The following is a 13,529-nucleotide window of genomic DNA, read 5'->3' as shown; positions in this document are numbered from 1 at the left end:
AAAGAGACGACTTATGTCGTCTCAAAAAAAGTCTAACTTTTTGGGGTCACTTCACAGAATCAAAAACTGACGGGATTTTTGTCTACTAAAAAATGCCCCTTTGAAAAGGGACATTAAGATTTAAAACTTATTAATCATTAGAATAATTCTTTATAGAAAGCAATTGTTTCTTCTAATGTTGGCATGAATGGGTTACCAGGTGCACAAGCATCGATTAACGCATTCTTAGATAGATATTCGAAATCAAAGTCTTTTTCTTCAATTCCTAATTCAGTTAATTTCTTAGGAATACCTACAGTTTCAGATAATGTTTCAATTTCTTTAATTGCATAAGCTGCACATTCTTCATCTGTTTTACCAGCTGGATCTAATCCTAAAGCTTTTGCTACATCACGGAATGCTGCAGGAACACGTTTTGCATTTTCACGTTCAATAACTGGTAATAACATTGCACAACATACACCGTGTGGTAATTTGTAAACAGCACCTAATTGGTGAGCCATTGAGTGAACATAACCTAAACCTGCGTTGTTGAATGACATACCACCTAGGAAGATAGCATTTACCATTCCTTCACGAGCTTCGATATCGTGACCATCTTTTACAGCACGTGGTAAATATTCTTTAATTAATTCAATTGCACCAATTGATAATTTTTTAGTTACTCCATAAGCACCTGGTGTTACTAATGCTTCAACAGCGTGAGTTAAAGCATCCATACCTGTTGCTGCAGTTAATGGAGCTGGTTTAGAAACCATTAATTCTGGGTCATTAACTGAGATTAATGCTAAACTATTTTTATCAACCATTACCATTTTAACTTTACGTTCTTCGTCAGTAATAACGTAGTTAATTGTAATTTCTGCTGAAGTACCTGCTGTAGTGTTAATAGCTACTACTGGTAAACCTTTTTTAGCTGATTTGTGTAATCCTTCATAGTCTTGAGGTTTTCCACCATTTGTTGCGATAACTGAAATACAGCTTGCAGCATCTTGTGGAGATCCACCACCTAAACTAATAATGAAGTCACAGTTGTTTTCTTTTAATGCTCTAACTCCATCTGTTACGTTTTTACAAGTTGGGTTAGGTTCTACATCTGAGAATACAACATAATCAATTCCTGCTTCATCTAAAGGTTTTGTAACTTTAGGAAGAATTTCACTTGATTGGATAAATTTATCTGTTACTAATAAAGCTTTATTATAACCTAGGTCTTTTACATAAGATCCAATTTCGTTTACTACTCCTCTTCCGATTAAGTTAATTGCTGGTACATAAAATGTTGACATAATGTTTCTCCCCTTAAAATATAAATAATTTTCATTTTTTTATTTTTTAATCAGTGCTTATACCTATAAAACACCTTTTTTCAGAATAATATTGCCATACAAGGCACTTTCGCCCGTTTGAATCACTAGATAAGCTTTTTCAGCTTGATCATAAAATTCAAAACGTTCAAATTCTTTAATCGCTGCACCTGGATGACTTTCTTCTAATAATTTTTTATACTCGTCCCAAATTACTGGAACTGTTGTATCTCCTGGTACCACTTGCATTAATCCTGCTTGATATGAGCTATATGTGTCTAATGGTAATAATTTTAAAATGGCTTCTAAAACAACTGGAACGCCATGTCCGTCCATACGAACAACACGTTGTCCAATGCGGTGAGCTGGAAAATTCGCATCTGCGATTACCAGCTCATCACCATGACCCATTTCCATTAAATATGCCACTAAATCAGGACTCAAAATTTTAGGAATTTGTTTTAACATGATGAAATTCCTTTCTTAATTTGTTTGAATTTTTGTTGAATATTAGTAAATCCTTCAACAGGTTGAGGCTCATAACGAGTCACAACTTCCGAAGCTTTAATAAGATTTTGTGCTTCTTGACGTGAATGAATCACTTCTAATGTCAATAATTGAGAAAGAATATTTCCTAATGCACTTGCTTCTACTGGTCCTGTAATAACAAGACGATTTGTAAAGTTAGCAGTAATTTGACATAATAGTTTATTTTGGATTCCTCCGCCTACCATTTGTACGGTCGTCATCTCTTGTTTTGTTAAGTCTTCTAATTGTTCAATTGTTTCTAAATAAGTTAAGGCTAAACTTTCAATTACAATTCGAACAATTTGTCCTTTTGTTTGCGGAACAGCTTGTCCAGTTACTTTACAAAACTCTTTGATTTTACTTTCCATATCTCCTGGCGAAGCAAATACTGGATCGTTTGGATAAATCCATGTTTGATTATCCGTTACTTTTTCAGCTAATTGCACCATTTCTGCAAAGCTTACTTCTTCACCTTGACTTCTCCAGTCACGTTGTAATTCTTGGATAATCCACATGCCAGTTGTATTTTGAAGTAATCTGTATTTACCATCAAAGCATCCTTCATTTGTTAATCCTGATTCAAATGCTTCATCTGTAATTACTGGTTTATCAGATTCAATTCCTACTAATGACCAAGTACCACATGAAATAAATACAGTGCCTTTTTCATTTTCATAAGGAATTGCTAAAACTGCTGCAGCTGTATCATGTCCAGCTCCTGCAATTACTTTAAATGGTTCAACTTTTAATTCTTGAACAATTCTTGGTGATAAATCTCTTAATACTGCTCCATTTTTAACTGGTGATGAGAACCATTTAGTTGGAATTCCTAGCTTTTCAAAAATTTCTTCTGAAAAATCTTGTGTGAATACATCAAGTAACCCACTCGTACTTGCGATTGTATATTCATTTGCAAGAACACCCGCTAATAAGTAATTAATTAAATCTGGGATAAACAAAACTCTTTGTACGACTTCTTTTAGCTGTGGTTTTTCTTGTAAATCTGAATAAATTTGCAAGATTGTATTATACGTTGCAGGTTGAACCCCTGTTTTCTTAAATAATTCATTTTTTGAAATTAATTGATAGAACGATTCCTCATAACGCCCCATTCGATTATCTCTGTAGCAATGCGGTTGATAGAGCAAATCTCCATTGTGATCTAAGTATGCATAGTCCACTCCCCATGTATCAACAGAAATGGAACGAATCGGAATAGAATCATTTGAAGCTTTTTTAATTCCTTGTTTGATTTCACCAAATAGGTGTAACAAATTCCAATACAATCCATCGTTAAGATTCACCGGCTCATTTTTGAACCGATGAACCTCTGATAACTGGAGGGAGCTGCCATTATAAACGGCTTGCATGACACGCCCTGAACTTGCTCCTAAATCAATAGCTAACACTTTCATTAAGCTCATGCTTTTTCCTCCATATTCTTTATATTTTATTCATATAATAATGCTTTGATTTCTTCTTTATCGATATTTGAAGCATCATACCATTTAGAACCTGTATCTACGTCTTTAACTGTTTCACCTTTAGCTGAAGCAATTGCTAATTTAACAGCTTGGTAACCAATTTGAACTGGGTCTTGAGTAACTGAACCTACAAAGACACCTTTACGGATAGCATCTTGTTGTAAAGCACCTGAGTCAAAACCAACAGCTAAGATTTTATCTTTGCCTAATTTAGATTCTTTGAAACCACCGTTTGCGTTGATGATTGCTTTAGCAGCAAATTCATTTGAACCATAAACTGCAATAGTATCTTCTTTTTCTAATACTGTTGAAGCTTCTGTTTTACCAGCAGCATCATCTACTTGTGCAGGAACACGAACTTCAATGACAACTTTAGCATCAGCTTCTGAAACATTGTTTTTGAATTTGTCATGTCCAACTACAGCTGTTTTAATACCTTTTTTCTCTAATAATTCAACCATTTTATCAATGAAACCACTTGTTCTTTGAGTGATTGATAGAGAGTTTACTTCTTGAGAAACAACCCCAATACGAGCTTTTTTATCTCCAACTTTACTTTCTAATAATTTGAATAAGTTTTCTGCAGCATTTCCCCCAGCAGCGTGGTTGTCAGTTGAAGCTGTTGCTTTAATAGCTCCTTCTGGTGCACCAGGTACCCCTGAGTCAAACCCGATAATTGGAATATTTTTACTTTGAGCTTGTTTAATTGCATCTAATTCAGCTTCTGTATCTAAAGCTGCTAATGCAATAGCTTTTGGATTTTTGTTAATTGCGTTATTTAATTGTTCTAATTGTTCAGCAATCGCTGTTTCATTTTGAGGTCCTACGAATGTAATTTTAGCACCTAATTCATCTGCTGCTTTTGAAGCACCTTTGTTAACTGCTTTCCAAAAGTCATGTTGGAAACCTTTCGCAATTACTTCAACTTTAAAATCTCCACCTTTAGAGCCTCCGCTACCTCCATCACTTGATTTTGATGAACAGCCTGCTAAGATCGCAGATGCACAAGCAAAAGTGGCAATTGCAAATTTCAATGATTTTTTCATAAGATTTCTCTCCTTTTATTTATCCCCTTAGGATATATACTAAAATTTTGAAACACTCACTACATTTTAACGCTTATTTTTTCTTGTTTTGACGGATTAAGATATCAGAGTAAACCGCTACAATTACTACAAATCCTGTGATGAATAATTGATAGTGTGGTTGTAAGTCGATATATGGTAAACCAATCTTCAATACTGACATGATGAATACCCCAATAATTGTACCAATTACTGAACCAACACCACCGGCTAATGAAGTACCACCGACTACTACCCCAGCGATTGCATCAAGTTCCATACCGTTACCAGTACCAGGAAGAATTGTTGAATAAGTTGCTGCATATGCGATACCAGCTAAACCAGCTAATAATCCACTAATCACATAAGCTGTACCTTCCCATTTGATTACATTAACCCCAGAAAGTCTTGTAGCTTCTTTGTTAGAACCAATTGCAAAGATATAACGACCAACTTTTGTTTTATTTAATACAACTGCTGCTAAAAGTGCTACCACAATCAGAACAATCAACCCTGTAGGAAGATTATCTTGCGTTCTGAATAAGTCTTTATACCAACCTTCACCAGTTCCACGTAATGGGAAAGTGATACTTTGTACATTAGATACGATTGAACTTAAACCACGTGAAATCATCATTGTACCAAGTGTTGCAATAAATGGTGGTAAACCAAATTTCGCAATCAATACTCCGTTGAATAATCCGAATACACCTCCAATCACTAAAATTGCTAAAAGTGCTAACCATAAAGGCCAACCCATTTTTGTATGGAGCACACCACCAGTAATAGCAGCACACATCATTACTGTACCGATAGATAAGTCAATCCCACCAGTGATAATAACGAATGTTACCCCAATAGCTAAAAACCCAATGTAATAAGATGCATCTAAGATGCTGACTGCTGTATCAAATGAACGGAATGATTCACTTGATACTGCAAAAAATCCGAAAATAACAATCAATGCGATTATTGCGATTAATTTTTGTAGCCCAACTGTTTTTACTAGTTTAGTCCAGATGGAGTTTCTCTCTTCCATATTTATACCCCTCTTCAATTATCGATCTGTAGCTAAAGCTAAGATACGTTCTTGTGTTGCTTGACTAATGTCAAGTTCTCCTGTTTTACGTCCTTCACACATAACAACAATACGGTCACTCATACGTAGTATTTCTGTTAATTCTGAAGAAATCATAATAATTGATTTTCCTTGAGCAACTAGCTCGTTCATCAATGTATAAATCTCACTTTTAGCACCAACGTCAATTCCTCGAGTTGGTTCATCAAAGATTAAGATATCACTGTCTTGTTCTAACCATTTTGCGATAACAACTTTTTGTTGGTTACCTCCTGACAAGTTACGAACTAATTGTTTTGAGGATGGTGTTTTTGTTCTTAATGATTTAACAAATTTATCACTTGCTGTAACAATTTCTGCATCATTGATTAAACCACCATGTACATACTTATCTAAGTTTGTCATTACTGTATTATTAGCAATTGTCATATCAACAATACATCCATAACGTTTACGGTCTTCTGATAAGTATCCAATCCCTTCACGAATAGCATCTTGAGGATTTTTAATATCAACTTCTTTACCATTAATCTTAATGGTACCGCTATCTTTTTTATCCGCACCAAACAGTAAACGTGCTACTTCTGTACGACCTGCCCCCATTAAACCGGAGAATCCTAAGATTTCGCCTTTTCTTAATACAAAGCTTACATCTTTTACAGAACTTCCTGCATTTAAATGTTCAACTTCTAAGACTACTGGTGCATCTTCTGCTACTGCTGATGCTGCTTTTGGATCTTCATAAATTGTACGTCCTACCATCATCGCAATAATTTCATCTTTAGTTGTATCTTTTGTATTTACTGTACCAACATATTCACCGTCACGCATAACAGTTACACGGTCAGTAATACGAGCAATTTCATCCATACGGTGAGAAATATAAGTAATTCCTACACCTTTTTGACGTAAATCATCAATAATCACGAATAATTCATTGATTTCTGATTCTGTTAAAGCTGCAGTTGGTTCATCGAATACGATAACTTTTGCATCCATCGATAACGCTTTTGCAATTTCAACCATTTGTTGTTTCCCTACTGTTAAATGACCCACTTTTTCTTGTGGATTAATATCCAGTTTTAACAAGTTAAATAATTCTTTTGCCTTTTTATTAGCTGCATTATCATCGATAAAGAACCCTTGACTAATTTCTTCACGCCCAATGAAAATATTTTGTGCTACTGTTAAATCATTCATCATATTTAATTCTTGGTGAACAATAACAATACCATCATCCATTGCTTCTTTTGGTTTTGAATATTCCACTTGTTTTCCATTATAGTGAATCGTACCTTCATTTGGTTTATGAATCCCTGTTAGTACTTTCATTAATGTGGATTTCCCTGCACCGTTTTCACCCATTAGGGCGTGTACTTCTCCAGCTCTTAAGTCGAAATCTACACCTTTTAAGGCTTTAACGGGACCAAAGCTTTTTACGATTCCCTTCATTTCAAGAATAACTGGATTACTCATGCGTTTCACCTACCTGTTCCAGTTTTATAACGCGCTCTTGGAGCGCTTTCATTTGTGCTTGTTGTTCAACGACGATGCCAACCATTTCAACGAGTAAGTAACTATTCATAAAATGATCCTGTGCATGTACAGCTAGTAATGTTGGAGCACTTGCTTCCCCTTTAATTTCTAGTTGAATCATTTCTGTTTGAATATTGTGCGCTTCTACGCCGCTAGCTTTGGCTTCATCGAGTAACTCTCTTGCAGATGAAATATCACCTGCAAGAGCACTCTTCATGGATTGCATTGCTAAAGTTGTCACTTTACTACTTTTTACTATGAGTTGCATCAATCGTCCTGTTTCTGCTTTTTTTGTATCACTCATAGGCTTATCCTAATAATTCAATCCCTTGTTTAAGAACTTCTTCTCCACGCATATTTTCAAAGTCTTCATCTGAAATTATGGCAACTGGAATATCAAGGTTTGCTTTTGCTTTTTCTTCAAGATAAGCTAATTGAGGTGATAAAAGTAGAACATCTACATTTTTTAAATTATCAACACCTGTAATTCCGACTGAGTAGAATGAATAATCTAATTTATCACGATAAATCACTTCATGAATTCTTTCTACTAACATACTTGTTGTTAAACCACCAACACAGGCTAAAATAATTGTTTTTGTCATACTAATACCCCTTTTATTTATGAATTGGACCTAATAATTGGCAAGCACGATAATCAGCTGATTCTAAATCTTCTGTTCCGAATAATGACCAATTTTTTGGTCTGAAAATATCTTCTTCAGGTACATTGTGCATATTTACTGGGATACGTAGCATAGAAGCTAATGTAATTAAATCTGCACCAATATGTCCATAAGAGATTGCACCGTGGTTAGCACCCCAGTTATTCATCACATCATATACAGACTTGAATGCGCCTTTACCTGTCAAGCGAGGAGCAAACCATGTTGTTGGCCAACCTGGATCTGTACGGTTATCTAATGTATGGTGAACTTCTTCTGGTAATTCTAATGTGTAACCTTCAGCAATTTGTAATACTGGTCCTACACCTTTTAATAAGTTTAAGCGAACCATTGTTACAGGCATATTTCCTTTTGTTAAGAAGCGAGTTGAGTAACCGCCGCCACGGAAGTATTCTCTGTTTGCTGCTGGGAAATCAGTGTTTTCAAGCATTGCATCCACTTCAGCTTGAGATAATTCCCAGAATGGTTTTATAACAGCTTCTCCATCACGAGTAGCTTGACCTGTTCCATCTAAAGTACAAGAACCTGAGTTAATTAAGTGCAAGAATCCATTTTCTGCATGACCTTCTAACTTATGTCCTGTTACACGTTCAACTGCTTCAGGGCTCCAATAAGTACGAACGTCTGCGAAAATTTGAGGTGTATTTGTTAATAAGTAGTTAAACAACATTGATACACCGTTTAATGCATCATTTTCAGTTGCGAAAATGTAAGGACGACGGATACCATTCCAGTCAAATTGAGTATTTAAGAATGTTTCCATAAAGTCCCCATTAGGGAAGTGGTCTGTCCATTGACGTTGACCTTGGAATCCACCTACTAAAGCATAGTGACCAACAGCTTCTTCTTCGAAACCTAGCTCAGCTAAGCGAGGGTTACCAACCATTAAGTCACGTCCAATCATGAACATTTTGATAACAAATTCCCATTGTTTATCTTTTTCTTCACGACTTAACACTAAATCTTCACGGTTATGGTCAAATCCTTCTTTAACATTTTCTTTAACCCAAGCAAGAGCACGTTCGAATTCTTCATGGTCATAAATACCACGGTCAATACGACGAGTAAATTCTGTCATATCTACTGATTCATTACGCATTCCTAAATATTCTTGGAAGAAATCAGGATTTACGATTGAACCACCAATACCCATTGATACGCTACCCATTGATAAGTAAGCTGTATCTCTCATTAAACCAGTTGCTAATGCTGCTCTTGCATAACGTAAAAGTTTTTCTTTTACATCTTCTGGAATTTCTGTAGTAGATGCTTCTTGAACATCTTTACCATAAATACCAAATGCTGGAATTCCTTTTTGAGCATGAGAAGCAAGTACTGCTGCTAAATATACAGCTCCTGGTCTTTCAGTTCCATTGAATCCCCAAATAGCATGTGGAATATCTGGTGACATATCCATTGTTTCACTACCATAACACCAACATGGAGTTACTGTAATGGTTGCACAAACATTTGATTTTTTGAACAATTCATGTGATGCCGCTGCTTCTGGAACACGTCCAATTGTTGATGGTGAAATCACACATTCAACAGGTTGTCCATCTGGATATTTCAATGTTGACTCTAGCAAAGCTGCTACACTTTTGGCCATATTCATTGTTTGTACTTCTAAAGATTCGCGAACCCCTTGACGACGGCCATCGATCGTAGGACGAATCCCGATACGTGGATGTTGTATCATTTTTTCCTTCCTCCTTGTTTATACCTATTATCAGTACAATTCTTGTAAAATTTAGAATTCATTACTGAATTTTAATAACTTCCTACCATTTAAAACATTTGTTTTAAGTATTTCACCCTCCTTAATTTTATTGATACCTGTTGGCGTTACGATGATGGAATAATCATCAAATCGAATCAAGATATTTGTAAACTGTTGTACAACTCTTTTTAGTCATCCTTCTAACAATTAATATCACAAATTCGGTTTTAAACTACTTGTTCATCAAATGTCATAATAGTATCCTCTTTTTCTTGATTTCATCATACCAATATTAGAAAGCGTATACAATATATGAAAGCGCTATTGAAATTTCGCCAAATTTTGTGCTATAATTTGTTCATAATTGTTCATAATCGTTCAAGGTGTACTATATCAGGAGGGTTTAATATGGTTTCATACGAAAGAATGACCAAGATTTTAGATATTTTATCGAAAAGAAAAATGATATCTACAATACAATTGGAATCTCTTATGTTTTGTTCAACTTCAACCTTAAGAAGAGACTTAATCCAGTTAGAAAAAGATGGGAAAATTATTCGGACTCATGGGGAAGTTAGATTAGTCACAACCAATAATGTGGAATATACTTATGAAAGCCGTAAACAAGAAGAAACTTCAGGAAAAAAACATATCGCTGAAACAGCTTCAACTTTTTTAACAGACAATCAATCGATTTTTATTGATAGCTCTTCAACAGCTGCTATGCTCGTTCCATATTTTGCAAACTTACAGAATTTACGAGTTATTACAAACGGGATTGAAATAGCCCGTCAATTAAATAATTATGATAATATTACTTTATTTTTCTGTGGAGGACATATTGATTATGGAACAAATTCGGCATTGGGAGATTTTGCCATCCATTTTATTAATAATTTTCATGCCGATATTTGCTTTATGAGTTGTAGAGGGCTTGATCGTTTTGGTTCTTATGAAGCAAACTATAATCAAGCTTTATTAAAACAACAAATGATTGCGAACGCAGATCTTACAGTATTATTAGCAGATTCTTCCAAGTTTAATACGAGTCACTATTTTAAATTAGCTAATTACAATGTGATTGACTATATTATTACAAATGAAGCACCTGTTGATTCATTCCAAGACACTGTTAATAAGGAATGCGAAATTCTTTGGTAATAGGTATTAAATCGTTATAAAAATCTTAGACCTTTTTTGTATTTGATTTTTCTTCAATGCAAAAAAGGATTTTTTAGTTAAAAAAAGACTTCCCATAGTAGCACTAGCTCCATAAGCAGCAAATGCTGCTTATGGGGCAGGGAAATTCGAGACCTTAGGCTCGAATTTTAGCAATGAGACTCGCTTTTGCGAGGCTGCTTGCGTCCTCCTGCTACTATAACAGGGAAGTCTATTCGTAATTTTATTTTATTGTTACAGCTCTCTTCGTCCTTCAATCGCTTTGAATAAAGTCATTTCATCTGCATATTCAATATCACTACCAACTGCAAGACCATGAGCTAAACGCGTCACTTTAATTCCAGCTGGTTTAATTAAACGAGATAAATACATCGCAGTTGCTTCACCTTCTGCAGTTGCATTCGTGGCAATAATCACTTCTTCTACAGTAGGATCTTGAAGACGCTGAATAAGAGAAGCCACATTAATATCATCAGGTCCGGTTCCTTCCATCGGAGAAAGAACACCATGAAGAACATGGTACAAACCTTTATATTCCTTCATTCTCTCTAAACTCATCACATCTCGACTATCTTCAACAACTAGTATTTTTGTTCTATCTCTAGAAGCATCTTGGCAAATGTCACAAGGATCTTCTTGCGTAATATTTCCACAAACAGAACACATCGTTAAATCTCGTTTACAACTAATGAGTGCATTGGCAAAATTCATCACTTCTTCTTCCGGCATTTCCATACTGAAAAAAGCAAGACGAGCTGCTGTTTTTGCCCCGATTCCAGGCAGTTTCATATAACTATCCATTAATCGAGCAATTGGTTCTGGATATTGCATCCTCTCACCTCAACTCATTAAAATCCAGGGATATTTAACCCTCTAGTAAATTGTCCCATTGTTTGTTCATTTGCTTTTTCAGCTTGTTCTAACGCACGATTTGTTGCCATTAATACTAAATCTTGTAATAATTCAACATCATCTCCATCAACCGCTTCTGGTTTAATTGATACAGAAAGTACTTGACGTTTTCCATTCACTGTCACTTGTACTAAGTCACTTTGAGAGCTTCCTACATATTCTGTTTGATTTAACTCCTCTTGAGCTTGTGCCATTTGTTTTTGTAATTTTTGCATTTGTTTCATCATGCCTTGCATATTTCCCATTCCACGCATGTTGATTCCTCCTTAATTGTTTTCTGTTTCTTCTGAAATATGAACAATTTCTTCGCCAAACAAATCAATTGTATTTTGAACTAATTGTTCCACTTCATTTTTTTCTTCTTCATCAGTCGGTTGCTCTTCCATTTCTGTTGCATGAGTCACACCTTCTGCTTCTTGTTTTTCTTTCTTATCTCGTAAATAATCTTGTCGAATTTGTGCCCATTGTTCTCCTGTCACGCTGACAAAATTTCCAGGATACTGCGCTAACGTTTGACAATGACGAGCAATATCTTCATGAAGTTCTAAACTTTCCTGTGCTCTTTGGCATAAAATTTCATAATCAAATTTTAAGACAAAGCCATTTGGACTGGCTGCTACAGGTTCGCTCGCTTTCAACAACGCTCTTTGAGTAGTCGAAAGCATTTGTAATAAATCTCCCCACAATTCTCGAATAAAAATTAAATCTTTTCGAGTTGCAGCATCTAATACTTTATAAACTTCACCAATATTTGGCTTATACGTACTTGATTTTGCTTGTGGAGTTGATGTCGCTTTTTTAGGAACTGCTACTCCTTGCCCTTGTAATAATTGAGACATCTGTTGTTGCAAACTTTGTAACTGTTGTTCTAAATGTGAGACATATTCCTGATTAGCTGGTGCTTCTTGCCCGGCTATTGCTACTACAGGTTGTGCCATTTTAATCGTAAAGACTTCCAAACTAATGGTTGGTTTTGTCGTAAATCGCATTTCTTGTTGCGTTTGATTTAAAGCATCCATAAAGCGATATAAAAAGGCTTCTTCGACTTCTTTTGCAAATGCTACAAAAGCTTCACTTCTACCAATCATATCTCCTGTTTGTTTTGCCACTAATAAATCTCTAGAAAATTCTAGCCATTCTTCAATTAAACGAGATGCTTCTTTTCCTAGTAATAATAGGTCTTGCAATTGTAATAATGCTGCTTGTGCTTGTTGCTGAGTCAATAATCGAACAAATTCAATCATTAAATCATCCGTCAAACTTCCAGAAACTTGAATGGCTTGTTCAAAACTCACTTTGTCATCACTAAATGAAATGACTTGATCTAATAAACTTAACGCATCACGCATTCCACCATTAGCACAACGAGCAATCACGCTTAAAGCTTCTTCTTCATACGCAATTTCTTCTTGTTCTAAAATATAACGAAGTCTTTGAATAATTTCATCATTCGTAATTCTTCTAAAATCAAATCGCTGTGTTCTTGAAATAATCGTTGCTGGAATTTTATGTGGTTCAGTTGTCGCTAGTATAAAGATAACATTTTTTGGAGGTTCTTCTAATGTTTTTAATAAAGCATTGAATGCTCCTGTCGATAACATATGTACTTCATCGATAATATAAACTTTATACGTTGCTTGAGTTGGAGCATAACGAGCTTTATCTCGAATATCACGAATTTCTTCTACCCCATTATTACTTGCCGCATCGATTTCAATGACGTCCCCAATCGTTCCTTCTGTAATGCCTTTACATAACAAACAGTCATTACAAGGTTCTCCGTCTTGAGGATTTAAACAGTTAATAGCTTTCGCAAAAATTTTTGCCGCACTTGTCTTCCCAGTTCCTCTTGGACCTGTAAATAAATACGCATGACTCGTTTTATGATGGATAATCGCATTTTTCAATGTTTTCGTAACTGCAGTTTGCCCCACCATATCTTCAAATTTTTGTGGTCGCCATTTTCGGTATAACGCTTGATAAGCCATCGGTCTTCTCCTTTTGACTTTATACTAAGAAAACACAACACTACAAT

At 35.3% G+C, this 13,529-nt stretch carries 13 protein-coding genes; 1 reads left to right on the top strand and 12 read right to left on the bottom strand.

Translation table 11 applies throughout. From position 1 onward, the window contains the following. Positions 1 to 137: 137 nt before the first annotated feature. The 9 genes from RYK07_RS05710 to RYK07_RS05670 form a co-directional block, all read right to left on the bottom strand. Positions 138 to 1,289 carry an iron-containing alcohol dehydrogenase gene (locus tag RYK07_RS05710; RefSeq protein ID WP_314852845.1) on the bottom strand — a complete coding sequence of 384 codons (1,152 nt, stop codon included), beginning with the start codon at positions 1,287 to 1,289 and terminating at the stop codon, positions 138 to 140. Between the two features lie 63 nt (positions 1,290 to 1,352). After that, complete coding sequence (locus RYK07_RS05705; RefSeq protein WP_314679512.1) at positions 1,353 to 1,775, bottom strand: RbsD/FucU domain-containing protein; 423 nt, start codon at positions 1,773 to 1,775, stop codon at positions 1,353 to 1,355. Further along, entirely contained in the window at positions 1,769 to 3,259 is a 1,491-nt protein-coding gene (locus RYK07_RS05700) for a rhamnulokinase family protein (RefSeq protein ID WP_314852844.1), read from the bottom strand. The genes RYK07_RS05705 and RYK07_RS05700 overlap by 7 nt, the downstream gene beginning before the upstream one ends. Positions 3,260 to 3,285: 26 nt before the next feature. Further along, complete coding sequence (locus tag RYK07_RS05695; protein ID WP_314256729.1) at positions 3,286 to 4,365, bottom strand: ABC transporter substrate-binding protein; 1,080 nt, start codon at positions 4,363 to 4,365, stop codon at positions 3,286 to 3,288. Between the two features lie 73 nt (positions 4,366 to 4,438). Further along, entirely contained in the window at positions 4,439 to 5,422 is a 984-nt protein-coding gene (locus RYK07_RS05690) for an ABC transporter permease (protein ID WP_314852843.1), read from the bottom strand. An 18-nt stretch (positions 5,423 to 5,440) separates the two neighbouring features. Continuing rightward, positions 5,441 to 6,937 (bottom strand): sugar ABC transporter ATP-binding protein, encoded by a 1,497-nt coding sequence (locus RYK07_RS05685; RefSeq protein WP_314852842.1) that lies wholly within the window; start codon positions 6,935 to 6,937, stop codon positions 5,441 to 5,443. Continuing rightward, positions 6,930 to 7,301: a PTS lactose/cellobiose transporter subunit IIA gene (locus tag RYK07_RS05680; protein ID WP_314852840.1), complete on the bottom strand. Its 372-nt coding sequence runs from the start codon at positions 7,299 to 7,301 to the stop codon at positions 6,930 to 6,932. The genes RYK07_RS05685 and RYK07_RS05680 overlap by 8 nt, the downstream gene beginning before the upstream one ends. Before the next feature lie 4 nt (positions 7,302 to 7,305). Then, on the bottom strand, positions 7,306 to 7,602 hold the full coding sequence (locus tag RYK07_RS05675) for a PTS sugar transporter subunit IIB (protein WP_314852839.1): 297 nt from the start codon (positions 7,600 to 7,602) through the stop codon (positions 7,306 to 7,308). A gap of 13 nt (positions 7,603 to 7,615) precedes the next feature. Further along, positions 7,616 to 9,382, bottom strand: a complete 1,767-nt coding sequence (locus RYK07_RS05670) for an L-fucose isomerase (RefSeq protein WP_314852838.1) — start codon at positions 9,380 to 9,382, stop codon at positions 7,616 to 7,618. A gap of 429 nt (positions 9,383 to 9,811) precedes the next feature. On the opposite strand from RYK07_RS05670, the gene RYK07_RS05665 reads away from it, so the two are divergent. Then, positions 9,812 to 10,564, top strand: a complete 753-nt coding sequence (locus tag RYK07_RS05665) for a DeoR/GlpR family DNA-binding transcription regulator (protein ID WP_314852836.1) — start codon at positions 9,812 to 9,814, stop codon at positions 10,562 to 10,564. 252 nt (positions 10,565 to 10,816) lie between these two features. Here RYK07_RS05665 and recR read toward each other — a convergent pair whose 3' ends face one another. The 3 genes from recR to dnaX are packed head-to-tail and all read right to left on the bottom strand — an operon-like array spanning position 10,817 to position 13,482. Then, a complete protein-coding gene (gene recR, locus RYK07_RS05660; RefSeq protein ID WP_314852834.1) occupies positions 10,817 to 11,413 on the bottom strand; it encodes a recombination mediator RecR in 597 nt (198 codons plus the stop codon). A 17-nt stretch (positions 11,414 to 11,430) separates the two neighbouring features. Continuing rightward, positions 11,431 to 11,748, bottom strand: coding sequence for a YbaB/EbfC family nucleoid-associated protein (locus tag RYK07_RS05655; RefSeq protein WP_006703354.1), 318 nt, complete (start codon positions 11,746 to 11,748; stop codon positions 11,431 to 11,433). A 12-nt stretch (positions 11,749 to 11,760) separates the two neighbouring features. After that, positions 11,761 to 13,482 (bottom strand): DNA polymerase III subunit gamma/tau, encoded by a 1,722-nt coding sequence (gene dnaX / locus RYK07_RS05650; protein ID WP_314852833.1) that lies wholly within the window; start codon positions 13,480 to 13,482, stop codon positions 11,761 to 11,763. Positions 13,483 to 13,529 lie beyond the last annotated feature (47 nt).

Source organism: uncultured Granulicatella sp. (assembly GCF_963528315.1).
Lineage (GTDB): Bacteria > Bacillota > Bacilli > Lactobacillales > Aerococcaceae > Granulicatella.
This window is presented reverse-complemented; position numbering and strand designations above follow the sequence as displayed.

Bases quoted from the DNA above. Each gene is read 5' to 3' on its own strand.
- RYK07_RS05710 (WP_314852845.1), bottom strand. From the start codon at position 1,289: ATGTCAACATTTTATGTACCAGCAATTAACTTAATCGGAAGAGGAGTA.
- RYK07_RS05705 (WP_314679512.1), bottom strand. From the start codon at position 1,775: ATGTTAAAACAAATTCCTAAAATTTTGAGTCCTGATTTAGTGGCATAT.
- RYK07_RS05700 (WP_314852844.1), bottom strand. From the start codon at position 3,259: ATGAGCTTAATGAAAGTGTTAGCTATTGATTTAGGAGCAAGTTCAGGG.
- RYK07_RS05695 (WP_314256729.1), bottom strand. From the start codon at position 4,365: ATGAAAAAATCATTGAAATTTGCAATTGCCACTTTTGCTTGTGCATCT.
- RYK07_RS05690 (WP_314852843.1), bottom strand. From the start codon at position 5,422: ATGGAAGAGAGAAACTCCATCTGGACTAAACTAGTAAAAACAGTTGGG.
- RYK07_RS05685 (WP_314852842.1), bottom strand. From the start codon at position 6,937: ATGAGTAATCCAGTTATTCTTGAAATGAAGGGAATCGTAAAAAGCTTT.
- RYK07_RS05680 (WP_314852840.1), bottom strand. From the start codon at position 7,301: ATGAGTGATACAAAAAAAGCAGAAACAGGACGATTGATGCAACTCATA.
- RYK07_RS05675 (WP_314852839.1), bottom strand. From the start codon at position 7,602: ATGACAAAAACAATTATTTTAGCCTGTGTTGGTGGTTTAACAACAAGT.
- RYK07_RS05670 (WP_314852838.1), bottom strand. From the start codon at position 9,382: ATGATACAACATCCACGTATCGGGATTCGTCCTACGATCGATGGCCGT.
- RYK07_RS05665 (WP_314852836.1), top strand. From the start codon at position 9,812: ATGGTTTCATACGAAAGAATGACCAAGATTTTAGATATTTTATCGAAA.
- recR (WP_314852834.1), bottom strand. From the start codon at position 11,413: ATGCAATATCCAGAACCAATTGCTCGATTAATGGATAGTTATATGAAA.
- RYK07_RS05655 (WP_006703354.1), bottom strand. From the start codon at position 11,748: ATGCGTGGAATGGGAAATATGCAAGGCATGATGAAACAAATGCAAAAA.
- dnaX (WP_314852833.1), bottom strand. From the start codon at position 13,482: ATGGCTTATCAAGCGTTATACCGAAAATGGCGACCACAAAAATTTGAA.